The organism is Caulobacter sp. CCG-8 (assembly GCF_037402475.1).
Classification (GTDB): Bacteria; Pseudomonadota; Alphaproteobacteria; order Caulobacterales; family Caulobacteraceae; genus Caulobacter.
The window spans coordinates 1-23,106 of record NZ_JBBEUD010000036.1 but is presented as its reverse complement, the minus strand read 5'-3'; the positions used below and the strand labels follow the sequence as shown (position 1 = coordinate 23,106).

Genomic DNA, 23,106 nt, shown 5'->3' with positions numbered 1-23,106 from the left:
TCGCCGGGATGAGCGGAGCTGAGAGATTTACCGGCAGGCGATCAGGCGGATCGGATCCTGCCGGGCCTGGATCGACGGATGGGCGAGCGTCCCGTAGGCCACCAGCGCCCAGATCGCCAGCACGGCCAGCCATTCGACGGGGGTGACGGGATAGGGCCTGGGCGGTTTCATGGCGGCGTTATCCGACGGTTGCCCTTCCTCGGATAACGACTTATCAGCGGACATCTGTGAGGTTTCGTCACATGGCCGCCCGCTCGCTCCCGCCGCTCAACGCCCTGCGCGCCTTCGAGGCGTTCGGCCGGCGCGGCCGGATGACCCTGGCGGCCGACGAGCTGTGCGTCACCCACGGGGCGATCAGCCGCCAGATCCGCCAGCTGGAAGACCAACTGGGCGTGGCCCTGACCGAGGGACCGCGCAACCGCCTGACCCTGACCGAGGCCGGCCTGACCCTGGCCCAGGCCCTGACCCAGGCGCTGGACCAGATCGAGGCCGCCCTGCCCCAGCCCGCCGGCGCGGGCGACGGGGCGCTGGTGGTCTCGTGCCTGCCGACCTTCGCCATGAAGTGGCTGATCCCGCGCCTGCCCGGCTTCGTCGCCGCCCATCCCGACATCCAGGCGCGGATCGTGGAGTCCAACGGCCCGTTCGACTTCCGCGCCGACGGCGTGGACCTGGCGATCCGCATGCGCCTGCCCGATGCCCCGCCCTCGCCGGACGCCGACGTCACGCCGTTCCTCAAGCACTATGTCGGGCCGGTGGCCGCCCCCGCCTTGGCCGCCCAGATCGAGGCTCCGGAGAGCCTGGCCCGCCTGCCCCGCCTGCACACCCGCACCTTCCTGGAGAGCTGGACCGAATGGGAGGCCGCGGCGAAGGTCGTCCTGCCGCCGGCCGCCGTGAACCGCGAGTTCGACCACTATTTCTACATGCTGGAGGCCGCCGCCGCCGGCCTGGGCGTGGCGCTCAGTCCCTGGGCCTTCGCCGAGACCGACCTGGTCTCCGGGCGCCTGGTCGCGCCGCTGGGCATGATCCCCGGCCAAGCCCAGGTCTGCGCCCTGACGCCCAGGGGCAAGGCCACCCGCGCCGCGCGCCGGTTCCGCGACTGGCTGGTCGCCGAGGGCGCGGCGACGCCGCCCCCGCCCGGCTCGCGGCCGGGTTCTCAACAGCTGGTCGAGCGCGCCGGAGCAAAAGCCCTTACACTTTCGCGTCCGGCCCTCTAGTTTCCGCCGATCCCCCGCGCCCCGCGCGCCCCATCGATATCAGGAGCCCGTCATGGACGCCGGCACGATCACCAAGCTCGAAGCCCATCTGAAGCGCACCTTCGGCAACCCGCACATCGCCCTGAAGGCCCGTCCCAAGCAGAAGGACTCGGCCGAGGTCGAGGTGAAGGGCGAATTCATCGGCGTCATCTTCCAGGACGAAGACGAAGACGGCTCGTTCATGTTCGAGATGGCGATCCTGGCCGAAGACCTGGAATAGGCTTCTCCGCCGCTTGGCGAAAATGACCACTTTGACTATCTTTCGGTCGAAGTGGTCATTGGAGGGCGTCATGCCCGATGGAACCTGGAGTCTGGCCGACGCGAAGGCCAAGCTGAGCGAAGTGGTCGAACGGGCCAAGACCCAGGGCCCTCAACACCTGACCAAGAACGGCAAGGACGCCGCCGTCGTCCTCTCGGCGGAGGACTACCGACGGCTCAGCGAGGCGGAAGCCAACACCGCCAAGCCGCCCCCCAGCTGGCTCGATCCTCGCTACCGCGTTCTCAGCGACGAAGAACACGCGCGACTGTTCACCCGTGACCCGGATCCGGGGCGGGTGATCGAGTTCTGATGTTTCTGCTCGACACGAACGTCCTGTCGGATTCCACCAAGCTGACGCCGCATCTCTCGGTGACCCGATGGCTGGGTGCGCAATCCCGTTCGACGCTGTTCGCCAGCGTCATCAGCCTGGCCGAGGCGAACTACGGCATCGAAAGACTTCCCGCGGGCCGAAAAGCCGACAGCCTGCGCCATTGGCTCGGCAGCGTGATCGTCGATTTCGGCGAACGCATGCTGCCCGTCGACGCGCAGGTCGCCATGGCGCAAGCGCGCCTCCGCCGTTCGGCCGAGAACGATCGGCGGGCCATGCCCGCGAACGACGCGTTCATCGCCGCTACGGCGGAGGTCCACGGCCTCACCCTGGTGACTCGTAACGTCCGTGACTTCGAAGCCTGGGGCGGGCCGGTGTTCAATCCGTGGGACGCGGATTAGGCGGCGGTCGCCTCCGCGACCATCCCCCGACGCACCATCAGCGACGCCCCCGCCGCCAACAGTCCCGCGACGCCGGCGATGACGAACGCCTCCATGTACTGCCCCTGCTGCGCGCGGATCACGCCCGCGCCGATCGCTGCCGTCGCCGCGCCCAGCTGGTGGCCCGCCCCGATCCAGCCGAACACGATGGGCCCGTCGCGGTCGCCGAACGCCTCGGTGGCCAGGCGCACGGTCGGCGGCACCGTGGCGATCCAGTCCAGGCCGTAGAACACCGCGAAGACCGACAGGCTCATCAGCGAGAAGTCCGAGAACGGCAGGTAGATCAGCGAGAGCCCGCGCAGGGCGTAGTAGACGAACAGCAGCTTGCGCGGATCGTAGCGGTCGGTCAGCCAGCCCGAGGCCGTGGTGCCGAACAGGTCGAACAGCCCCATCAGCGCCAGCAGACCCGCGGCCTTGACCTCGGGCAGGCCCCGGTCGCCGCAGAAGGCGATCATGTGCACGCCGATCAGGCCGTTGGTGGTCAGGCCGCAGATGAAGAAGCCGCCGAACAGCAGCCAGAAGGTGCGGGTCTTGCTGGCCCGGTGCAGGGCGCCGAAGGCGGCGGCCAGGGCGTTGGACGCCGAGCCCTTGGGCGGCGGGGTCCAGTCGTCGGGCGCGCCGAACGGGCGCTGGCCGATGGCGTCGGGGCTTTCGGGGATCAGCAGCCAGCAGATCGGGGCCATGATCGCGGCGACCGCGGCCACGGTCAGCACCACCGGCCGCCAGCCGCCGTGGTCGGCGATCCAGGCCATGGCCGGCAGGAAGATCAGCGAGCCGGTCGCCGTGGCCGCCGTCAGCAGGCCCAGCATCAGGCCGCGCCGCTGGACGAACCAGCGATTGACGATGGTCGCGCCCAGCACCATGGCCACCGCCCCGCTGCCGACGCCCGCCATCACGCCCCAGGTGGCCACGTACTGCCAGCTCTGGGTCATGAAGGCCGACAACCCGGTGGACACCGCCATCAGCAGCAGGGCCAGGCTGATCGTGCGCCGCACGCCGAACGACTGCATCAGCGCCGCCGCGAACGGTCCGGTCAGGCCGTAGAGGAAGATGCCGATCCCGGCGGCCAGGGAGATCGAGCCACGGTCCCAGTGGAAGGCCTTCTCCAGCGGCAGGATCAGTACGCCGGGCGCGGCGCGGAGGCCGGCGGCCGACAGCAGGGCCAGGAAGGTCGCGGCGGCCACGACGAAGGCGTAGCGGTTTCCGAGGGTGCGACGAAGAATCTGCATGCGATGTAACCGATCGGTACGGGGCTTGTCGCCTTGCATACGTACCGGTAAGTAACATCGTCAAGCACCATGACGAAATTCGACGAAAAAACCTCCGCCCAAAAATCCTTGGAAGGGTCCGAGCACCCCTACGGTCCGGGGGCGCGCGCCGCCGAGCGCATCTTCGAGACCGCGCGGGACCTGTTCTATCGCGAGGGCATCCGCGCCGTGGGCGTGGACGAGATCGTCACCCGGGCCGGGGTGACCAAGCCCAGCCTCTATCGCGGCTTCAAGTCCAAGGACGATCTGGTGGCCGCCGTGCTGCGCGAGGTCGAGGTCGGGTTCTGGGGTCGCTTCGACGCGGCCGAGACGGCGTTCCCCGACGATCCCAAGGCCCAGATGGTGGCCTTCTTCGAAGGCCTGGCGGCGCGGTCGGGCGGCGCGGACTATCGCGGCTGCGCGCTCAGCAACGCCGTGGTCGAGTATCCGGACCGCGATCACGCCGGCCGGGCGGTGGCCCAGGTCCACAAGCAGGACCTGCGCGCGCGGCTGCGGGCCAAGGCCGCCGAGATGGGCGCGTCCGACCCCGCCGCCCTGGGCGACGCCATGATGCTGCTGGTCGAGGGGGTGTTCACCTCCAGCCAGATGTTCGACGACGACGACAAGCCCGCCTTGGCCGTGGTCGGGGCGGTGAAGGCGTTGATCGGGGCGTATTGCTCCCCAAGTGAGCAAGGATGAGCCATCCCCTCGACCGCCCTGTCTGGTCCGCCTTCACGGGCCGTCAGTCGCATCTGGCGCTGCGCGACGGGGCCGCCCTGCGGGTGCATCCGGACTTCGGCCTGTTCGCGGCGACGGCGGACGACGCGGCCGGGAGCCTGGAGGCCCTGGGCCGGCTGGTCCGCGCCCATGGCGGCGAGGTCGGGCTGGTCGAGCGGTTCGATCCGCCGCCAGTCCCGGGGACCACGGTCGTCAAGAGCGCCCTGTGCTGGCAGATGGTCGCCGAGAAACTGGCCGCGCCCAAGCCCGCGCCCTTCGACATCCTGCCCCTGACCGACGCCGACGCGCCGGAGATGCTGGCCCTGGCCACCCTGACCGCGCCCGGCCCGTTCTTCTCGCGCACCCACGAGTTGGGCGGGTTCGTCGGGGTGAAGGTGGACGGCCGGCTGGTGGCCATGGCCGGCGAGCGCATGCGGCCCGACGGCTTCACCGAGGTCAGCGGCGTCTGCGCCCACCCCGATCATCGCGGCAAGGGCTACGCCGCGACGCTGATGCTGCACGTGGCCGGCAAGATGGTCGAACGCGGCGAGACCCCGTTCCTGCACAGCTACGCCGACAACAAGGGCGCCATCGCCCTGTACGAGGCGCTGGGCTTCCGGTTCCGGTGCGAGCAGGTGCTGACGGTGCTGGCTCCCCTATAATCCGCTCATCCCGGCGAATGCCGGGACCCAGATCCGAGAACTGAGAAGCTGACTGGATAGGCTCGGCGCTCTTGGCCTCAGCCACACCGCCATTCCATCTGGGTCCCGGCATTCGCCGGGATGAGCGGAGCATTGAACAAACAAAAGGACCCGGAAGGCGCTCGCCCTCCGGGTCCCTTGTCCGCCTAGATCGGCGCGATCACGCCTCGATCTGCTCCGCCGATTTCCGCGCCCAGCCGTACAGCGCGAACACCACGACCGCTGCGGCGACCAGGGCGAAGATCATGCCCAGGTGCTCGGAGGGCGCGAAGGGCACTTCCAGCGGGCCGGGCTTCTGGGTGGCGACGATCAGGCCGGCCAGGGCCACGTTGAACAGGCTCTCGCCGACGATGAAACCCGAGGCGATCAGCACGCCCAGGCGCTTGGCGGCCTCGCCGTTGCGGTCCTTGTCGACCAGCTTGTCGTAGACCCAGCCGATCACCGCGCCGACCACGACCGGGGCGGTCACGGCGCTGGGCAGGTAGATGGCCAGGCCCACGCCCAGGGGCGGCAGGCTGAAGCGGCCGTTGCTGGCGCGGCGCAGGACGATGTCGATGATGACCAGGCCCACGCCGATCAGGGCGCCGTAGCCCAGCAGGCTCCAGTTCAGGTCATGGCCGATCACGCCCTTGGCCAGGGTCGAGATCAGGGTCGCCTGCGGCGCGTCCAGCGGCTTGGCGCCGGCCACGGTCGACAGGTTGGCCGCGCCCGAGAAGCCGTTCGACTGGTTCAGCAGCTCCAGCACGAAGGGGATGACGATGGCGCCGGCGACGACGCCGATGATCAGGGCCACCTGCTGCTTCCACGGCGTGGCGTCGACCAGCTGGCCGGTCTTCAGGTCCTGCAGGTTGTCGTTGGCGACCACGGCCACGGCCAGCACCATGGTGGTGACGTAGAGGGCGTAGGCGACCAGGGCCTTGGCGATGTCCGGGCCGATCACGCCGCGGCCGACGATGCCGACCATCAGCGAGGCGCCCAGCACGGTCAGGATGGCGATGCCCGAGACCGGGCTGTTGGACGAGCCGATCAGGCCGGCCATGTAGCCGCAGACGGCGGCGGCCAGCAGGCCGGCCACCAGGACATAGCCGATGCCGATGGCCACCAGCGGCGCGGCCAGGCTGGTGATCGGGCCGCCGGTCAGGAAGTGGGCCAGGAACCAGCCGGCCGGGGCCAGCAGGACCAGCGAGACGACGCCGACGATGCCGATCGGGATGTCCTGCTCGGTGCGGGGGATGTCGCCGCCGCCCGACTTGCGGACCTTGTTGGCCTCGAAGGCCGAGACCAGGCCCGACCAGATCGGCAGGGCCAGCTTGCCCAGGGTCCAGATGGCGGCGGCGCCGATGACGCCCGCGCCCATGAACCGCACCTCGGTCTTCCAGACGGTCAGGGCGTGCTTGGCGACGTCGACGTCGGGCATGGGGTGCAGGCTGGTCATGACCGGCACCAGCACGCCCCAGGCGATGGCCAGGCCGGCGAACATGGCGACGCCGACGGTGATGCCCATCAGGTGGCCCGCGCCCATCAGGGCCAGCGAGCTGGAGGCGCCCAGGCCGGTCGCGCCGGCCCCGGCCTTGAAGTAGCCCGCGACCTCGGCCGCGAAGATCTTGGCGGCGGCCAGGGCGGCGAACAGGGCCGAGGCGACGGTGCCCAGCACCACGGCGACCAGGCCCTTCTGCCCTTCGGCGGCGCCCGCGCGCGAGCCGGTGCCGACCTTCAGCACCTCGGCGGCGGCGACGCCTTCCGGGTAGGGCAGGTCGGAATTGGTGACCAGGGCCCGGCGCAGGGGGATGGTGTACATCACCCCCAGCACCCCGCCGACCAGGCAGGCGCCGAAGGTGGTCAGGAACGGCACGTGGGCCCACCAGCCGATCATCAGCAGGCCGGGCAGCACGAAGATCACCGACGACAGGGTGCCCGCCGCCGAGGCGATGGTCTGGACGATGTTGTTTTCCTGGATCGTCGCGGTCTTGAAGGCGCGCAGCAGGGCCATCGAGATGACCGCGGCGGGGATCGAGGTGGCGAAGGTCAGGCCCACCTTCAGGCCCAGATAGACCTGGGCGGCGGTGAAGACCAGGGTGATGGCGATCCCGAGAAGGACCCCTCGGAGGGTGATCTCCGATCGGGGAGTCGCGGCGGCGTCGGACGTCATGAAGGGTCCCAAAACAGTTAAGGCGGCCGGACCTTGCACGTCCGACCGCCCCAAACTCAAGCCTTGTTCCGCATTTTCGCGTTTTGCGGGCTGGCGTTACCCTTGAAATCCCTTTTCAGGGAACAGGTTCAGAGCACGCCCAGCATTTCCGCGACCAGCGGATGGCGGACGATGTCGCGGTCGGCCAGGCGGACCACCGCGATGTTCTCGACCGGCTCGAACTTGGCCGACACCTCGGCCAGGCCCGAGATGCCCGGCAGCAGGTCCGACTGGTTCGGGTCGCCCGTGACCACCATGGTCGAGTTCCAGCCCAGGCGGGTCAGCAGCATCTTCAGCTGCATGTAGGTGCAGTTCTGGGCCTCGTCGATCACCACGAAGGCGTTGTTCAGCGTGCGGCCGCGCATGAAGCCGACCGGGGCGATCTCGATGGCGCCCTCGGCCATCAGGGCCCGCATGCGCTTGACCGACAGGCGGTCGCTGAGCGCGTCGTAGAGCGGGCGCAGATACGGGGCCAGCTTGTCCTCCATGTCGCCCGGCAGGTAGCCGATCGACTCGCCGGCCTCGACGGCGGGGCGCGACAGCACGATGCGGCCGACCTTGCCGGCCTCCAGAGCCTCCACGGCCTTGGCGATGGCGATGTAGGTCTTGCCGGTGCCGGCCGGGCCCAGGGCCATGATCAGGTTCTTGCTGTCGATCGCCTCGATCAGGCCCGCCTGACCGGGCGATTTGGGTTTGATCGTTTTGAGGTAACTCTGGTCCCGGTCCTCATGCCCTGGATTGCCCAGCGGCGACCAAGCGTGGCGATGCTCCACCGGCAGGCGGCGCACCTTGGCGTCGTCGTCGTAACGGCCAGCATCATTCGCGCCTTCGCGCACCATCCGCTTGAGAGCTCGCTTGGTCATGTAAGCCTCCATTCAGGCATGAAAAAAGGACGTGGCCGAAGGGCGACGTCCTTGGAGCAGGTGGGGAGGAGAGAAACGAAGACGCGAGCGCGGCCGGGCGGTTCGGAGCTTGCCCCCGAAGGCGGTGATGAACGCCCAAACCCCAAAACCGACACCCAAGGTCTCCGTTACCGGGAGGCCGCGTTCGGCGATCGAGCGCGGCTCGGATACGAGAAGAATGACTCCCGATGTGGGAGTGTTCCCCCTCGAATCGCACAAATACAATGGGGCGAGCATGGTTTATGAGCCGTTAAGCCCTTGCTCGATTTTAGAACACGAGGTGTACGGATGACTGTCTATTCCTTGGGCGCCACAAATCCTTCGCTGCCGCCGGAAGGCGAATATTGGATCGCGCCCAGTGCCTCGGTGATGGGAAACGTCATCATGCGGAAGAACTCCAGCGTCTGGTGGGGCGCAATAGTTCGCGGAGACAACGATCCCATTGATATCGGCGAGAACAGCAACGTCCAGGACGGCTCAGTACTGCACACCGACATCGGCAGCCCGCTGACCATCGGCGCGAACGTGACAATCGGCCACATGGTCATGCTTCACGGCTGCACGATCGGCGACGGATCGCTGATCGGCATCGGCTCGATCATCCTGAACGGCGCGAAGATCGGGAAGAACTGCCTAATCGGCGCCGGGGCCCTGATCACCGAGGGCAAGGAAATCCCCGACAACTCGATGGTCATGGGCGCGCCCGGCAAGGTGGTCCGCGAGATCGGCGAGGGCCACGCGGCGATCCTCCAGGCCTCGGCCCTGCACTATGTCGAGAACTGGAAGCGCTATCGGGCGGAGCTGACGCGGATCGACTGAGGTCCGTCGGGCACCCGACTTAATAAAATACCGACGGTTTAGGAGCATGGTCGGGCCATGGCGTGGGGACAGCGCATGGCGGCCAGCCCGAGACGAGTGTGGAATCCGGCGCATCGACGCCTGGCGGTCCTGACGCTCGCCTACGCCGGGTGCATGGCCTACAGCCTGTTCCTGGCCGGCGCCGCCCAGCGCATCCCCACCATCTGGACCGCCAACGCCGTGCTGATCGGCGGCCTGCTGCTGCTCAGCCGCCGGCAGGGCCTGGCCCTGCTGGGCCTGACGGCCGTCGTGCACGTGGCCATGGAGCTGGCGGTCGGCGACTCGCCCCGGTTCGTGCTGACCATCACGGCGCTCGACATCCTGCAGACCGCGGCGACCGCGGCGGTCCTGCGCCTGACGCGACTGCCGATCCGCGTGCGCTCGATGCGCGGCTTCCTGGCCCTGATGGCCGCCTCGACCGGCTTCACCGCGATCAGCTCGGTCGTCGTCAACGGCCTACTGTCGCTGAGCTTCCACGGCCCGTTCTGGCGCGCCTGGAGCGAATGGACCACCTCCAACGTGCTGGGCGTGGCCATCGCCCTGCCCACCCTGCTGATCCTGTTCGACCGCCGTCACCGCGACAGCTTCCGCGTCAGCCTGTCGGAATCGCTGCTGGTCCTGATGCTGGTGCTGGTCACCGCCGTGACCGTGTTCACCGCCGACACCGCCCTGCAGGTGCTGCTGTTCGCCCCGGCCCTGCTGGCGGTGTTCCGCGGCGGACCGCGCGCGGCGGCCGTGCTGGTGACCGGCTCCCTGGCCGCGACCATCCCGGCGATCCTGTACAAGACCGGAATGGACCCCGCGGCCGCCGTGCCCCTGCTGCGGCAGGCCCAGATCTTCCACCTGGTGCTCTACGCCGTCTGCCTGGCCGCCGCCCTGGCCCTCAGCCGCCAGGCCCGCCTCCAGGCCCTGCTGGTCCGCCGCCAGGCCACCGCCCGCGCCGCCCAGGCCAAGGCCCAGGCCGCCAACCAGGCCAAGAGCGACTTCCTGGCCACGATCAGCCACGAGATCCGCACCCCGCTCAACAGCATCCTCGGCTTCGCCGGCCTGGTCGGCGACGATCCCGGCCTGTCGGCCGAGAGCCGCCGTCGCCTGGAGCTGGTGGAGCGCGCCGGGCGCTCGCTGGCCGAGATCGTCGGCGACCTGCTGGACTTCGCCAAGGTCGAGGCCGGCCGGCTGGACCTGCGGCCCGAGCCCGCCTCGCCCGCCGCCCTGCTGCGCGACGCCGTCGCCATCATCGCCCCCGCCGCCCAGGCCAAGGGGCTGGCCCTGGCCGTGGACGTCGAAACCACGGGCGACGGCGACGAAACCGCCCTGCTGGCCCTGGACGAGACCCGCCTGCGCCAGGTGCTGCTGAACCTGCTGGCCAACGCGCTGAAGTTCACCGCCCAGGGCCGGGTCGCGGCCCGCCTGACCCTCGGCCCCGCGCCGGGCGATCTGCGGTTCGAGGTCGCCGACACCGGCATCGGCATCGCCCCCGACGTCCAGGCCCGCCTCTTCCGCCGCTTCAGCCAGGCCGACAGCTCCATCAGCCGCAGCTACGGCGGCGCGGGCCTGGGTCTGGCGATCAGCAAGGCTCTGGTCACCCAGATGGGCGGCGAGATCGGCGTCGACAGCGCCCCGGGCGCCGGTTCGCGGTTCTGGGTGACCCTGTCGGCCCAGGTCGCGGCCAAGCCCGCCCCCGCCCTCGCCGCGCCGGCGGCCGAGCCGGAGCCGCCTCGTCCGGCCCGGGTGCTGCTGGTCGACGACCATCCGATGAACCGCGAGCTGGGCCACGCCCTGCTGACCCTGGCCGGCTGCGACGTTTCCACCGCCGAGGACGGGGCCCAGGCCCTGGAGGCCGCCGGCCTGGGCGGCTTCGACCTGATCCTGATGGACGTCCACATGCCCGGCATGGACGGCCTGGCCGCCGCCCGCGCCATCCGCGCCCTGCCCGGTCCGCCCGGTGTCGTGCCCATCGTGGCCCTGAGCGCCGACGTCCTGCCCGAACAGATCGCGCGGTGCCGGGCGGCGGGCATGGACGACCACGTGGCCAAGCCGATCCGGCGCGAGGACCTGCTGGCGGCGGTGGGACGGGCGCTGGCGGGAGAGCGGAAGCCGGAAGGCCGGGCGCGTGTCGGCGAGGGCTGAGGCGGCGCCGCTTTTCTAGGCCTGACTCATCTGGCGAACGGCTCCGCCTCGGACGCCCATCCGGCCCCGGGGCGGTGCGCCCAATCATCGCGCCTGGAATTGGTGCGGCTCCAAGGCTGGCGTTCTGCTTCCGCCCGCGTTAGCAGACCGCCCCATGATCCGCCTCGACAACATCTCCAAGCAAAACGGCCACCAGATTCTGTTCATCGAAGCCTCGATGGGCATCCAGAAGGGTGAGAAGGTCGGCCTCGTCGGCCCGAACGGCGCCGGCAAGACCACGCTGTTCCGCATGATCACCGGCCAGGAACAGCCCGACGACGGGCTGGTCACGATCGATCCGGGCATGAAGATCGGCTATTTCAGCCAGGATGTCGGCGAGATGTCGGGCCAGAGCGCGGTCGCCGCGGTGATGGACGGCGTCGGCCCGGTCAGCGCCCTGGCCGCCGAAATGGCGACGCTGGAGGCGGCCATGGTCGATCCGGACCAGGCCGACCAGCTGGACGCCGTCATGGAACGCTATGGCGAGGTGCTGGAGCGCTTCCAGGAACTGGACGGCTATGCGCTGGAAGCGCGGGCGCGCGAGGTCCTGGCCGGCCTGAGCTTCAGCGAGGAGCGCATGGACGGCGACGTCGGCCTGCTGTCCGGCGGCTGGAAGATGCGCGTGGCCCTGGCCCGCATCCTGCTGATGCGGCCCGACGGCATGCTGCTGGACGAACCGTCCAACCACCTGGACCTGGAAAGCCTGATCTGGCTGGAGGCCTTCCTGAAGAACTACGACGGCGCGCTGCTGATGACCTCGCACGACCGCGCCTTCATGAACCGCATCATCGGCAAGGTGGTCGAGATCGACGCCGGCCAACTGATCACCTATTCGGGCGATCTGGACTTCTACGACCAGCAGCGCGCGCTCACCGAACAGCAGCGCCAGGCGCAGTACGAGCGTCAGCAGGCCATGCTGGCCAAGGAAATCAAGTTCATCGAGAAGTTCAAGGCGCGCGCCTCGCACGCCGCCCAGGTCCAGAGCCGGGTCAAGAAGCTCGACAAGATCGAACGCGTCGAGGCCCCGCGCCGCCGCCAGACGGTGCAGTTCGAGTTCCAGAGCCCGCCGCGGTCGGGCGAGGACGTGATCAACCTGCGCGACGTCCACAAGGGCTACGGCGCCCAGTCGATCTATGAGGGCCTGGATTTCCTGGTGCGCCGCAAAGAACGCTGGTGCGTGCTGGGCGCCAACGGCGCCGGCAAGTCGACCCTGCTGAAGCTGGTGGCCGGCGACACCAAGCCCGACCAGGGCACGGTCAATATCGGCGCCAGCGTCAGGATGGGTTACTTCGCCCAGCACTCCATGGACCTGCTGGACGGCGAAGAGACGATCTTCGAGTCGCTGGAGCGCTCGTTCCCGCAGGCCGGCCAGGGCGCGCTGCGCACCCTGGCGGGGTGCTTCGGCTTCTCCGGCGACGACGTCGAAAAGCCCTGCCGCGTCCTGTCCGGCGGCGAGAAGGCGCGCCTGGTCATGGCCAAGATGCTGTTCGATCCGCCGAACCTGCTGGTGCTGGACGAGCCGACCAACCACCTGGACATGACGACCAAGGAGATGCTGGTCGCGGCCTTGGCCGACTTCGAGGGCACCATGCTCTTCGTCTCGCACGACCGCCACTTCCTGGCGGCCCTGAGCAACCGCGTGCTGGAGCTGACGCCCGAGGGCGTCCATCAGTACGGCGGCGGCTATACCGAATATGTCGCCCGCACGGGTCAGGAAGCGCCGGGGCTGCACCCGGGCGGCTAGCGGCCTCGCCGCCGGGAGCCGGACCGGACGGGTCGGCTCCCGGCGCGGGCGCCTTCCCCCGCGTCCCCCTTGCCCGCCGTCAAAACCCGCGTCACTCTCTGGCTTAACAACGATAACATTCCAGGGAGGCGACGTCGGGCCATGGCCAGCACGCGCTACGACTACGTCATCATCGGCGCCGGTTCGGCCGGCTGCGTCCTGGCCGCGCGGCTGACCGAGGACCCCAACGTCAAGGTCCTGCTGCTGGAGGCCGGCGGCAAGAACACCTCGATCCTGGTCAAGATGCCCGCCGGCGTCGGCGAGCTGATCAAGGCCAAGGGCGACCAGAACTGGGGCTTCTGGACCGAGGCCGAGCCTCACCTCAATGACCGCAAGCTGTGGTGGCCGCGCGGCAAGGGCCTGGGCGGCAGCTCGGCCATCAACGGCATGATCTACATCCGCGGCCATGCGCGCGACTACGACCAGTGGCGGCAGATGGGACTGGCGGGCTGGTCCTATGCGGAGGTCCTGCCCTACTTCAAGCGCTCGGAAAGCCACCACGGCGGCGGCGACGCCTATCACGGCGACGCGGGCCCGCTGCACGTCTCGCACGGCGAATCCAAGAGCCCGTTCTATCCGACCCTGATCGAGGCCGGCCGCCAGGCGGGCCACGCGGTGACCAAGGACTTCAACGGTTATCGCCAGGAGGGCTTCGGTCCCTACGACCTGACCATCCGCGACGGCAAGCGCTGGAGCGCGGCGGCGGCCTATCTGACGGCCGCCCTGACCCGGCCGAACCTGACCTGCGTGACCGAGGCCCGCACGACCCGCATCCTGGTCGAGAAGGGCAAGGCGATCGGCGTCGAGTACGTGGTCGGGGCCAGCCCCGAGCGCGTCTTGGCCCATGCCGACGCCGAGGTGCTGCTCAGCGCCGGAGCCGTGCAGTCGCCGCACATCCTGCAGCTGTCGGGCATCGGCGCCCCGGACGACCTGAAGGCCCAGGGCGTCGCGGTCGTCCATGAGAGCAAGGGCGTCGGCGCCAATCTGCAGGACCACCTGGACGTCTGCCTGTCGTGGACGACCAAGAACCTGCAGACCGCCTATTCGGCCAACAAGGGCCTGAAGAAGCTGAGCACGGGCCTGTCCTACATGCTGCTGGGCAAGGGCCTGGGCCGGCAGCAGTTCCTGGAGAGCGGCGCGTTCCTCAAGTCGCGTCCCGACCTCGACCGGCCCGACCTGCAGATCCACGGCGTGCTGGCGATCATGCAGGACCATGGCAAGGTCCAGGTCGAGAAGGACGGCTTCACCCTGCACGTCTGCCAGCTGCGCCCGGAGAGTCGCGGAAAGGTGGGCCTGCGCTCGGCCGACCCGTTCGACGACCCGACCATCCTGGCCAACTACCTGGCGACCGAGGAAGACCGTCGGGCCGTGCGCGAGGGCGTGAAGATCGCCCGCGACGTGGTGGCCCAGGCCGCCTTCGATCCCTATCGCGAGGCCGAGTACGCGCCGGGCGCCGGGGTGAAGACCGACGCCGAGATCGACGCCTGGGTGCGGGCCAAGGCCGAGACCATCTACCACCCGGTCGGCACCTGCCGGATGGGCGCGGCCGGCGATCCGCTGGCGGTCGTCGACGACCAGCTGCGCGTGCAGGGACTTTCGGGCCTGCGGGTGATCGACGCCTCGGTCATGCCCACCCTGATCGGCGGCAACACCAACGCCCCGACCATCATGATCGCCGAGCGCGCGTCCGACCTGATCCGGGGCAAGGCGACCCTGGCGCCGATCGACGCGCCGGTGTTCGAGGACGGCCGGGCGGCGGCGGCCTAAGCGTCGTGCTACGATGGGGGACACGCGCATGCGCGTGTCCCCGCCCCCGCTAAGAGGCTCCACATGAACCAACGTCCCTTGGGCCGCTCGGGCCTGTCCACCGCGCCGCTGGTGTTCGGCGGCAACGTCTTCGGCTGGACCGCCGACGAGGCCACCTCGCACGCCCTGCTCGACGCCTTCGTCGATGGCGGCTTCAACGCGATCGACACCGCCGACGTCTATTCGGCCTGGGTCCCGGGCCACACGGGCGGGGAGTCCGAAAGCGTGATCGGCCGCTGGCTGAAGGCAGGCGGCAAGCGGGACAAGGTGCTGATCCTGACCAAGGTGGCCATGTGGCCGGCCCAGCCGGGCCTGTCGGCGGCCAACATCGTCTCGGCGGTCGAGGGCTCGCTGAAGCGGCTGCAGACCGACTACATCGACCTCTATCAGTCGCACCAGGACGACGCCGACACCCCGATCGACGAGACGCTGGAGGCCTTCGACCGGCTGGTGAAGGCCGGCAAGGTGCGGGCGGTCGGCGCGTCGAACTTCACCCCCGCGCGGCTGGGCGAGAGCCTGGCGACCAGCGCCGCCCAGGGCCTGACCCGCTACGAGACCATCCAGCCCAAGTTCAACCTCTTCGACCGCGACCAGGTCGAGGGCGAACTGGCGGCCCTGACGGCGCGCGAGGGCCTGGGGATCATCCCCTATTACGGCCTGGCCGCCGGCTTCCTGACCGGCAAGTACCGCACCGACGCCGACCTGGAGGGCAAGGCCCGCTCGCGGACCATCCTGCGCGACTACTGGAACGACAAGGGCAGGCGGGTCCTGGCGGCGCTGGACGCGGCGGCCAAGGCGGTGTCGGCCTCGCCGGCCCAGGCGGCCCTGGCCTGGATCATGGCCCATCCGGCGATCACCGCCCCGATCGCCAGCGCCACCAGCGTCGCGCAGCTGGACGAACTGATGGCCGCGGCCCGGCTGAAACTGCCGGCCGAGGTGGTTGAGGCGTTGAACGCGGCGGAGTGACCTGGCGCCTTTATTCCAACCCCATAGTCGCGCATCCCGGCATTCGCCGGAATGAGCGGATTTTTTGCAAACCCCAATGGGAAGGGGTCGCCCTGCGGCGCCCCCTTCCCATCACCGGCACGTCCCCCCGGCGCGCCGTCCTTTCCGTCCCCCCCGGCACGGAAAAGCTCGTGATGTCTCTCGCCCCTAGGCGATCCGGCGACCGTGCAGGGTCGCCAGGCGCAGGCGCGGCGACTCCTCGTTGGCCGGGCCCAGGCTCTGGATCTTGCGGACGCCCAGCTCCGAGGCCGGGCGGCCCATCAGGCGCTGGATCATGGCGATGGGCTGATAGAGGCCCAGGAAGCGGTCGGTCTGGCCGTCGACCCCGACCATCGGGGCCAGCAGCACCTCCATGCCCACCGAGGGCGCCCCGATCGAACGGATGTCGGCCGTGATGACGACCGGCTCACCGCGGCGACGCGCGACCTCCAGGGCCGACTTGACCTCCAGGCGGTGGGACAGGGCCCAGAAGCCCAGGGCGTCCTCGCCGCGCAGGTCGCGGGCGTGCAGATCGGTGACGAAGCCGCCCGCCAGCCGCACCGGATAGCGGCCCTTGGCGTCGCGCCCGAGGATGAACACCTGGGGCAGCAGATCGAGGAAATCGCCCGGATTGACGCTGGCTCGCGCGGGCACGCCGTCGTTAACGGCCCTGCTACGCCAATAGTCTATCAATCGTTCCGTGCTTGGATGGAACATCGTCGTTCCCCTCGCGGGCTCACTCGCGGTCCCCTTTTCGACCGCACCGGGCTTGCAAGGAGAACCGTGCCAGCCCTCGGACCGTGCCGTCCTGGGACAGTTCCCCGGTCGGACGGCGGGCATGGCGTGGTTCTTGCTTGGCTTTGCGCCACGCGGCACGTCGGGGTGTTGTGAAGGGAAAAGGCCGATGCAGGCGCCGAAAATGACCTTGTCCAAGCTGTGGATCAGCCTGGCCGCCTTCGTGGGCGTGCTGGTGCTGGGCGGGGTCGCCTACGCCCAGTGCGGCAGCTGCACGCCGACGCCGCCGCCCTGCTGCAGCCCGCCGCCGGCTCCGCCGCGTCCGCCGACCCCGCCCAGCTGCAACACCTGCGGCGGCGGCCACAACGTCTATGTCCCCGGCATCAACATCCACGTCGGCGGCTCGGTCGTCGTCAACGCCAGCGCCTCGGCGACCAGCACGGCCTCGGCCGGCGCGGGGGCCGGCGCGGGCGCGGGCGCCTCGGCGGGCTCGACCGTCTATTACGGCGGCGGCACGCACGGCGGCTACTATTCCGGCCCGGTCTCGACCGGCTACATCCAGGGCCTGAACGTCGAGGGCGGCGAAATGCGCCGCCGCGCGTCCTACGAGGCCACCCGCACCCGCTACAAGCGCGTGGTCATCCGCGCCGTCTGCCTGGACGACCGCGACGTGCCCCACCCCGCCTCGCAGGTCACGCCCGACCGCGAGATCGACAACGGCTACGACGGCGAGCTCTATCGCTGCATCGCCGGCTCGCGCATGCAGTACGTGGTCGGCGAGAGTCTGGACCAGAGCAACTTCAGCGGCGAGACCTATGTCTGCGGCAAGAACGACGCCCTGTACTTCTCGCCAGGGGCCCAGGGCGGCTCGGTGGCCTGCCGGCCCCAGAAGCCGGCCCGCGACTGCAACGAGCGCTCGCTGCTGCGCCGCTACGGCGCCGGCGTGAAGGTGCTGACCATGCTGATCACCGAGAAGTACACCGCCGAGCGCGAGGAGACGGTGCGCGAGCAGCAGAGCTCGGGCATGAGCCTCAGCCTGGACGGCGGCGTCGGCGGGGTCGTGTACTAGACGATATTCCCCTCTCTCTTTGAGAGAGGGTTCAATGACGCGCCCGCCTGTGGCAGATTTCGGCTTCGGACACCGCTCCGCACCTGAGCACGCGCACCGCCGCCCCTGCTCGCTTCGGGAAACCGTGTGCGATGACCTCCAAGACCCTTTCTGACATCACCTTCGGCCGCGCCGCGCCGGGGATCTTCGTTCGCGACATCGAAAAGGCCCTCGCCTTCTATGGCAACGTCCTGGGCTTCAAGAAGACGTTCGAGAACGGCGACCCCGTCGGCTTCGTGATCCTGGAGAAGGATCGGGCCGAACTGCACCTGAGCCTGGTCAGGGACCACAAGGCCTCGACCACCAACGTGGCCCACCTGATCGTCGACGACGTCGACGCCCTGCACGCGGTCTGCGTGGCGGCGGGCGTGCGGATCATCAAGTCGCTGGCCGACAAGGACTATGGCCTGCGAGCCTTCGTGTTCGCCGACCTCGACGGCAACCGGATCGACGTGGGCCAGCCGATCGGCGGCGCTCAAGAGGCCCCCGCGCGCTTCGAGCGCCGGAACCTGACCGGCGCGGTGTTCCATGACACCGCCCTTCCCGGCGCGACCTTCGACGACGTCAACCTGTCCGCCGCCCTGTTCTCGAACGTGAACCTGCGCCAGGCGCGGTTCACCAACGTCAACCTGAGCGGCGTCGCCATCGAGGACGCCAATATCGAGGGCCTGACGATCTACGGGATCGATATCCACGCCCTGGTGCAGGTGGAGCTGGCGAAGCGCGGGCGGGGCTGACCCGCTTCACTCATTCGTTGTCATCCCGGAAAGCGCGCAGCGCTTGTCCGGGACCCAGGTGAACCGCAAAGCATCAGCCCAGTCCCCTGGGTCCCGGACAGCCCCTGCGGGGCTTCCGGGATGACAACCTTTGGTTCGGAACCGATCCCCAGCGTATCGTTCGGCGGAGCCGAGAACCCTCAGATCACGTAGTCGTAGACCACGTCGGCCAGCGTATGGTCCATCGTCCGGGCCGGCTCTTCGCAGGTGGGGCAATTGACGATCCGGGCGGGGACGCCGGCGGCCGTGCAGTGCGGCGGCACGGGCTTGAGCACCACCGAGCCCGAGGCGATCTTGGCGTATTCGCCGATCTCGATGTTGCCCAGCACCTTGGAGCCGGCGCCCAGCAGCACGCCGCGGCCGATCTTGGGGTGGCGGTCGCCGCGCTCGGCGCCGGTGCCGCCCAGGGTCACGCCGTGCAGCATCGAGACGTCGTCGCCGACCACCGCCGTCTCGCCGATGACGATGCCGGTGCCGTGGTCGATGAACACGCCCTTGCCGATGCGGGCGGCGGGATTGATGTCGACCTGGAAGACCTCGCTGGCCCGGCTCTGAAGGTAGAAGGCCAGGGTCTCGCGGCCCTGGCTCCACAGCCAGTGCGACACGCGGTGGGTCTGCAGGGCCAGGAAGCCCTTGAAGAACAGGAACGGCTGGACATAGCCCTTTGTGGCCGGGTCGCGCTCGAACACCGCCACGAGGTCGGCCTCGGCGGCGGCGACCAGCGACGGATCGCTCTCGAAGGCGTCGGCGGCGAACTCGCGGGCGGTCATGGCCCGCATCTCCTGGTCGCCCAGCTTGCGCGCCAGCTGGAAGGTCAGGGCGTCGGCCAGGTTGTCGTGGCTGAGGATCACGGCGTTCAGCAGCGAGGCCAGGGCCGGCTCGGCCTTGGCGGCGTGTTCGGCCTGGTTGCGCAGCGCGGCCCACACGGGCGGCGTCGTTTCCTGCGTCACGACCTCGAGATGCTTGGCCACCGGGTTCTCCCTCGCCCACGCCGCCATAGAGCATCTTTTTGAGAAATGCTCCAGACGTCCTTTGGATTCAACGGTCAAGCCGTCGAACCGTTCGCCATTTAGGAACGCGCCTAGGCCAGCACAAGTCGCGCCAGGCCCTCCGGAAGCTCGCCCTTCACCGCCATATGGTGCACGCGAAGCAGTAAAGCCACCGTCAAGGAGTCCGGCATGTGGCCGGACACCGCCGCGTCCAGCGCCTCGCCGAACGGCACGCGGACGATCGCCAGGTCCTCGGTCTCGTCCGGCGCGGTCGCCGTGGGCGTCAGGTCCAGGGCCAGATAGCCGTGGCAGAACTCGTCGGTGATCGAATTGGACAGCTCCATGGTCAGGATCAGGCGCCAGTCGGCGGCCTCCAGCCCGACCTCCTCGGCCAGTTCACGCTTGGCGCCGTCCAGCGGATCCTCGTCCAGCGGCGAGCCGCCCTCGGGGATTTCCCAGCTGTAGTTGGCCCGGGGAAAGCGGTTCTGCCCCACCAGGGTCACCGTGCCGTCGGCATGCAGCGGCACGACGCCGATCGCCCGGTTCTTGAACCCGACCTTGCCGTAGAGGGCGGGCCGCCCGGTCGGCGCGATCGTCTGGTACTCGGTCAGGGTGATCCAAGGATTGTCGTAGACGATCGTTTCGCGTGTCACGGTCCACGGCGCCCCGTGCGCCTTCAGCCAGGCTGGTTTATCGGTCATGCGAACGGCTCGCGACTTGTGGCGGCCGAGGCCCGGCCATAGGTGTGCTGCCTTAGCCTGCTTTCTGGAGGTCGTCTTGACCGGTTCTGTCCCCCCTGCCCCGCAATTCGGCCAAGAGCTGCCGATCGAGCCGTCGCAGGCGGTGCTGGACTTCCTGGCCAAGCGGCGCTCGGCCTCGGCCATGAGCCTGACCGCGCCGGGCCCGGACGACGCCCAGCTGACCGACCTGCTGCGCCTGGCCGCCCGCGTGCCCGACCACGGCAAGCTGTCGCCCTGGCGGTTCGTGATCCTGCGCGGCGCGGCCAAGGACGCCTTCGCCGCGAAGATCACTGCCCTGGCCGACAGCCAGGCCAATCCGGTCAAGGCCAACGCCGCCCTGCGCAAGCTGACCCGCCCGCCGGTCGCCGTGGCGGTGATCTCGCGCCACATCCCCGGCGAGATTCCCGAATGGGAGCAGCGCCAGAGCGCCTCGGCCGTCTGCCAGCAGATGCTGCTGGCCGCCGCCGCCATGGGCTGGGGCGCCAACTGGATCACCGACTGGTATTCCTACGACCCGCGCGCCAAGGCCGTCCTGGGCCTGGCCGAGGACGAGCTGGTGGCCGGCTTCCTCTATCTGGGGAGGTCGACCGAATCCCCGCAGGAGCGCGTGCGGCCCGACGTGGCGGCGATCACCACCGAATGGTCCGCCGACTGAGCTCCCTTCCGGCCCAACTTCCAGCCTTGGCCCTGTTGCGTTTCGGCATCGGTCGGGCGCCTTCATGAAGGCCGCTCATGCGCAAAATGACCACTAAAAGCGCAGAACGGCCGCCCGACTAGTCTCTAGTCCCATGCCGTGGGACTTGCGAACCGCAAGGTTCGCCGTGCATCAGCTGCGACATTTTATGTAACAGTCTTGCATCAATTCGACCTTAAGCATCGGTAACTTGTCAGTTGGCCTTGAGTTGCATAAGGCCCAGCTCGACGACGTCTGCGTACTTACACGCCGACCAAAACTTTTCGGCCGACGGGGTTTATGACGCTCTCTCTTCTAATTCTCGGCATGTCCGCCGCTCTCGAAGGCGCGCCTGAGGCCGCGCCCGCGCAGCAGGAGCCGGTCGCGCAGGTCCAGCAGACGCCGCAGCAGGCGGCCCAGGCCGATCCGTACGCGTCCGAAGTCGACGCCGTCGAGGTGGTCGCCGGCAAGCCGCGCGGCTCGGTCGAAGGCGACATCAAGCCCGAGCTGACGCTGAACCCCGCCCAGATCCGCGCCTACGGCGCCGGCAGCATCTCCGAGCTGATGGCGTTCCTGGAACCGCAGCTGCGCAGCACGCGCGGCGACGGCCAGCCGGTCATGCTGATCAACGGTCGCCGCATCTCGGGCATGCAGGAGATCCGCGACATCCCGCCCGAAGCCATCGAGCGCTTCGAGATCCTGCCCGAGGAAGTGTCGCTGACCTACGGCTACCGCGCCGACCAGCGGGTGGTGAACATCGTCCTGCGTCGCCGCTTCCGCGCCCTGACCAACGAGGCCGGCGTGAAGGCCGCCACGGCCGGGGACCGCACCTCCGCCGACCTGCAGAGCACCCTGTTCCGCGTCCAGGGCGACCAGCGCTGGCTGTTCAACGGCAAGATCAGCCACGACAGCCCGCTGTTCGAGACCGACCGCGACGTCGTGCGCACGCCGTCGGGCTCGCCCTACGACCTGACCGGCAACGTCACCGGGTTCAACGGCCAGCCGATCGACCCGGCCCTGTCCGCCCTGGTCGGCAGCGACGTCACCGTGGCCCCGGTGCCCGCCTCGGCGGCGGTCACCACGCCCAGCCTGGCCGACTTCGCCACAAACGCCGGCGTCCCGGCGATCGACGACCTGAAGTCCTGGCGCAGCCTGGCCCCGAAGAACACCGCCGCCTCGCTGACCGGCGCGGTGACCCGTCCGCTGGGCAAGACCGCGATGGCCACCATCAGCGGCTCGTTCGAGGACAACACCACCCTGACCTATCTGGGCCTGCCGGGCGTCCGCCTGGTCGTGCCGGATGGCAACCCCTATTCGCCGTTCACCCAGGACGTCCAGCTCTACCGGTTCGTCGACGACTACATGGCCATGACCCGCAAGGTCGACAGCCAGAAGGCCACGGTGCAGGCGGCCGCCAACGGGCGGATCAAGGAATGGCGCTGGAGCGTCACCGGCGGCTATGTGCACTCGACCAGCGACACCACCACCGGACGCGGCCTGGACGCCTCGGCCTTCCAGGCCGGCCTGAACGCCGACGACCCCACGCTGAGCCCCTGGGGCAACATCCCCTCGCAGCTGCTGGCCCGGGTTTCGCCCGACACCGCCCACTCGACCTCCGACACGGCCAACGCCGAGGTGGTGTTCGTCGGCCGTCCGGTCAGCACTCCGGCCGGCGACGTGTCGACCACGTTCAAGGCCGGCGCCGACACCCAGACCCAGGACTCGCAAAGCACCCGCTTCGACACCCTGACCCAGACCAACCGGGTGATCGACCGCGACATCTCGCGCACGAGCGGCAACCTGCAGACCAATGTCAGCGTGCCGATCGCCAACAGGGCCAAGGACGTGCTGCCGCTGCTGGGCGACCTGTCGCTCAACTTCAACGGCGAGTACGAGCAGCTGTCGGACTTCGGCGGCCTGACCACCCTGGGCGGCGGCTTCAACTGGACGCCGGTCGATCCGCTGACCGTCATTGTCGGCTATACTGACGAGCAGGGCGCCCCCAGCGCCTCGCAGCTGAACGACCCGATCCTGTCGACGCCCAACGTCTCGATCTTCGACTTCAAGAACAACCGCACCGTCCTGGCCACGCGCATCGAGGGCGGCAACCCGAACCTGCTGTCCGACAGCCGTCAGGTCATGAAGCTGGGCGTCACCCTGCGGCCCCTGCCCAGGGACGCCAAGACCAACCTGCAGATCAACGCCAACTACACCGTCACCCGGATCGACGACTCGACGAACAACTTCCCGGCCATCACCGCCGACATCGAGCAGGCCTTCCCCGACCGCATCGTGCGCGACGCCGAGGGCAACCTGATCTCGGTCGACGCCCGGCCGGTGAACTACGCCAAGACCGAGCAGGAGCAGATCCGCTGGGGCTTCAACCTGTCGCGGCCGTTCGGCAAGCCGCGCCCGGGGGGCCCGGGCTTCCAGTTCGGCGGCGGCGGCCC

Annotated in this window: 22 protein-coding genes; 15 read left to right on the top strand and 7 right to left on the bottom strand. The window is 69.3% G+C overall.

Annotated features, from left to right (window positions below; genetic code table 11):
- Positions 1-27: 27 nt before the first annotated feature.
- Positions 28-171, bottom strand: coding sequence for a hypothetical protein (locus tag WAE60_RS23340; RefSeq protein ID WP_337689110.1), 144 nt, complete (start codon positions 169-171; stop codon positions 28-30).
- A gap of 71 nt (positions 172-242) precedes the next feature.
- Here WAE60_RS23340 and WAE60_RS23335 point away from each other — a divergent pair, with 71 nt between their 5' ends.
- The 4 genes from WAE60_RS23335 (at position 243) to WAE60_RS23320 (ending at position 2,241) form a co-directional block, all read left to right on the top strand.
- Positions 243-1,214 carry a LysR substrate-binding domain-containing protein gene (locus WAE60_RS23335; protein WP_337689109.1) on the top strand — a complete coding sequence of 324 codons (972 nt, stop codon included), beginning with the start codon at positions 243-245 and terminating at the stop codon, positions 1,212-1,214.
- Between the two features lie 52 nt (positions 1,215-1,266).
- Positions 1,267-1,473: a DUF3126 family protein gene (locus WAE60_RS23330; protein WP_029907379.1), complete on the top strand. Its 207-nt coding sequence runs from the start codon at positions 1,267-1,269 to the stop codon at positions 1,471-1,473.
- 70 nt (positions 1,474-1,543) lie between these two features.
- Entirely contained in the window at positions 1,544-1,822 is a 279-nt protein-coding gene (locus WAE60_RS23325) for a type II toxin-antitoxin system Phd/YefM family antitoxin (RefSeq protein WP_051695082.1), read from the top strand.
- Positions 1,822-2,241, top strand: coding sequence for a type II toxin-antitoxin system VapC family toxin (locus tag WAE60_RS23320; protein WP_337689108.1), 420 nt, complete (start codon positions 1,822-1,824; stop codon positions 2,239-2,241). The genes WAE60_RS23325 and WAE60_RS23320 overlap by 1 nt, the downstream gene beginning before the upstream one ends.
- On the opposite strand, the gene WAE60_RS23315 is transcribed toward WAE60_RS23320, so the two are convergent.
- Positions 2,238-3,509, bottom strand: coding sequence for an MFS transporter (locus WAE60_RS23315; protein WP_337689107.1), 1,272 nt, complete (start codon positions 3,507-3,509; stop codon positions 2,238-2,240). The two genes, WAE60_RS23320 and WAE60_RS23315, sit on opposite strands and share 4 nt — an antisense overlap.
- A 108-nt stretch (positions 3,510-3,617) precedes the next feature.
- Between WAE60_RS23315 and WAE60_RS23310 the strand changes: the two genes are divergently transcribed.
- The gene (locus WAE60_RS23310) at positions 3,618-4,226 is read left to right on the top strand and encodes a TetR/AcrR family transcriptional regulator (protein ID WP_337689106.1); all 609 of its coding nucleotides are present in this window, start codon (positions 3,618-3,620) and stop codon (positions 4,224-4,226) included.
- Complete coding sequence (locus WAE60_RS23305) at positions 4,223-4,906, top strand: GNAT family N-acetyltransferase (RefSeq protein WP_337689105.1); 684 nt, start codon at positions 4,223-4,225, stop codon at positions 4,904-4,906. Before WAE60_RS23310 ends, WAE60_RS23305 begins: the two co-directional genes overlap by 4 nt.
- A gap of 199 nt (positions 4,907-5,105) precedes the next feature.
- Here WAE60_RS23305 and WAE60_RS23300 read toward each other — a convergent pair whose 3' ends face one another.
- Positions 5,106-7,094 (bottom strand): oligopeptide transporter, OPT family, encoded by a 1,989-nt coding sequence (locus tag WAE60_RS23300; protein ID WP_029907385.1) that lies wholly within the window; start codon positions 7,092-7,094, stop codon positions 5,106-5,108.
- Positions 7,095-7,222: 128 nt separating this feature from the next.
- The gene (locus WAE60_RS23295; RefSeq protein WP_156035552.1) at positions 7,223-8,008 is read right to left on the bottom strand and encodes a PhoH family protein; all 786 of its coding nucleotides are present in this window, start codon (positions 8,006-8,008) and stop codon (positions 7,223-7,225) included.
- A gap of 375 nt (positions 8,009-8,383) precedes the next feature.
- On the opposite strand from WAE60_RS23295, the gene WAE60_RS23290 reads away from it, so the two are divergent.
- The 5 genes from WAE60_RS23290 to WAE60_RS23270 all read left to right on the top strand — a co-directional run bounded on the left by WAE60_RS23290 (position 8,384) and on the right by WAE60_RS23270 (position 15,617).
- Positions 8,384-8,854 carry a gamma carbonic anhydrase family protein gene (locus WAE60_RS23290; protein ID WP_337689114.1) on the top strand — a complete coding sequence of 157 codons (471 nt, stop codon included), beginning with the start codon at positions 8,384-8,386 and terminating at the stop codon, positions 8,852-8,854.
- 57 nt (positions 8,855-8,911) lie between these two features.
- Entirely contained in the window at positions 8,912-11,023 is a 2,112-nt protein-coding gene (locus WAE60_RS23285; protein WP_337689104.1) for an ATP-binding protein, read from the top strand.
- Positions 11,024-11,177: 154 nt separating this feature from the next.
- Positions 11,178-12,806, top strand: coding sequence for an ABC-F family ATP-binding cassette domain-containing protein (locus tag WAE60_RS23280; RefSeq protein WP_029907389.1), 1,629 nt, complete (start codon positions 11,178-11,180; stop codon positions 12,804-12,806).
- A gap of 141 nt (positions 12,807-12,947) precedes the next feature.
- Entirely contained in the window at positions 12,948-14,612 is a 1,665-nt protein-coding gene (locus tag WAE60_RS23275) for a choline dehydrogenase (protein WP_337689103.1), read from the top strand.
- Between the two features lie 63 nt (positions 14,613-14,675).
- Positions 14,676-15,617, top strand: coding sequence for an aldo/keto reductase (locus tag WAE60_RS23270; protein ID WP_337689102.1), 942 nt, complete (start codon positions 14,676-14,678; stop codon positions 15,615-15,617).
- 186 nt (positions 15,618-15,803) lie between these two features.
- On the opposite strand, the gene WAE60_RS23265 is transcribed toward WAE60_RS23270, so the two are convergent.
- Complete coding sequence (locus WAE60_RS23265; RefSeq protein WP_029907392.1) at positions 15,804-16,352, bottom strand: PAS domain-containing protein; 549 nt, start codon at positions 16,350-16,352, stop codon at positions 15,804-15,806.
- 187 nt (positions 16,353-16,539) lie between these two features.
- Here WAE60_RS23265 and WAE60_RS23260 point away from each other — a divergent pair, with 187 nt between their 5' ends.
- Together WAE60_RS23260 and WAE60_RS23255 are read left to right on the top strand one after the other, a co-directional pair.
- On the top strand, positions 16,540-17,439 hold the full coding sequence (locus WAE60_RS23260) for a hypothetical protein (RefSeq protein ID WP_029907393.1): 900 nt from the start codon (positions 16,540-16,542) through the stop codon (positions 17,437-17,439).
- Between the two features lie 131 nt (positions 17,440-17,570).
- The gene (locus tag WAE60_RS23255) at positions 17,571-18,215 is read left to right on the top strand and encodes a glyoxalase superfamily protein (RefSeq protein WP_337689101.1); all 645 of its coding nucleotides are present in this window, start codon (positions 17,571-17,573) and stop codon (positions 18,213-18,215) included.
- A gap of 179 nt (positions 18,216-18,394) precedes the next feature.
- On the opposite strand, the gene cysE is transcribed toward WAE60_RS23255, so the two are convergent.
- On the bottom strand, positions 18,395-19,225 hold the full coding sequence (gene cysE / locus WAE60_RS23250) for a serine O-acetyltransferase (RefSeq protein WP_029907395.1): 831 nt from the start codon (positions 19,223-19,225) through the stop codon (positions 18,395-18,397).
- Positions 19,226-19,335: 110 nt separating this feature from the next.
- Complete coding sequence (locus WAE60_RS23245; protein ID WP_337689100.1) at positions 19,336-19,944, bottom strand: NUDIX hydrolase; 609 nt, start codon at positions 19,942-19,944, stop codon at positions 19,336-19,338.
- A gap of 76 nt (positions 19,945-20,020) precedes the next feature.
- Between WAE60_RS23245 and WAE60_RS23240 the strand changes: the two genes are divergently transcribed.
- Complete coding sequence (locus WAE60_RS23240; protein WP_337689099.1) at positions 20,021-20,638, top strand: nitroreductase; 618 nt, start codon at positions 20,021-20,023, stop codon at positions 20,636-20,638.
- 345 nt (positions 20,639-20,983) lie between these two features.
- The coding region (locus WAE60_RS23235) for a Plug domain-containing protein (protein ID WP_337689098.1) at positions 20,984-23,106 on the top strand (2,123 nt) is incomplete at its 3' end.

Coding starts and splice junctions, on each gene's coding strand:
- WAE60_RS23340 (WP_337689110.1), bottom strand. CDS start 171: ATGAAACCGCCCAGGCCCTATCCCGTCACCCCCGTCGAATGGCTGGCC.
- WAE60_RS23335 (WP_337689109.1), top strand. CDS start 243: ATGGCCGCCCGCTCGCTCCCGCCGCTCAACGCCCTGCGCGCCTTCGAG.
- WAE60_RS23330 (WP_029907379.1), top strand. CDS start 1,267: ATGGACGCCGGCACGATCACCAAGCTCGAAGCCCATCTGAAGCGCACC.
- WAE60_RS23325 (WP_051695082.1), top strand. CDS start 1,544: ATGCCCGATGGAACCTGGAGTCTGGCCGACGCGAAGGCCAAGCTGAGC.
- WAE60_RS23320 (WP_337689108.1), top strand. CDS start 1,822: ATGTTTCTGCTCGACACGAACGTCCTGTCGGATTCCACCAAGCTGACG.
- WAE60_RS23315 (WP_337689107.1), bottom strand. CDS start 3,509: ATGCAGATTCTTCGTCGCACCCTCGGAAACCGCTACGCCTTCGTCGTG.
- WAE60_RS23305 (WP_337689105.1), top strand. CDS start 4,223: ATGAGCCATCCCCTCGACCGCCCTGTCTGGTCCGCCTTCACGGGCCGT.
- WAE60_RS23300 (WP_029907385.1), bottom strand. CDS start 7,094: ATGACGTCCGACGCCGCCGCGACTCCCCGATCGGAGATCACCCTCCGA.
- WAE60_RS23295 (WP_156035552.1), bottom strand. CDS start 8,008: ATGGAGGCTTACATGACCAAGCGAGCTCTCAAGCGGATGGTGCGCGAA.
- WAE60_RS23285 (WP_337689104.1), top strand. CDS start 8,912: ATGGCGTGGGGACAGCGCATGGCGGCCAGCCCGAGACGAGTGTGGAAT.
- WAE60_RS23280 (WP_029907389.1), top strand. CDS start 11,178: ATGATCCGCCTCGACAACATCTCCAAGCAAAACGGCCACCAGATTCTG.
- WAE60_RS23275 (WP_337689103.1), top strand. CDS start 12,948: ATGGCCAGCACGCGCTACGACTACGTCATCATCGGCGCCGGTTCGGCC.
- WAE60_RS23270 (WP_337689102.1), top strand. CDS start 14,676: ATGAACCAACGTCCCTTGGGCCGCTCGGGCCTGTCCACCGCGCCGCTG.
- WAE60_RS23265 (WP_029907392.1), bottom strand. CDS start 16,352: ATGTTCCATCCAAGCACGGAACGATTGATAGACTATTGGCGTAGCAGG.
- WAE60_RS23260 (WP_029907393.1), top strand. CDS start 16,540: ATGCAGGCGCCGAAAATGACCTTGTCCAAGCTGTGGATCAGCCTGGCC.
- WAE60_RS23255 (WP_337689101.1), top strand. CDS start 17,571: ATGACCTCCAAGACCCTTTCTGACATCACCTTCGGCCGCGCCGCGCCG.
- WAE60_RS23245 (WP_337689100.1), bottom strand. CDS start 19,944: ATGACCGATAAACCAGCCTGGCTGAAGGCGCACGGGGCGCCGTGGACC.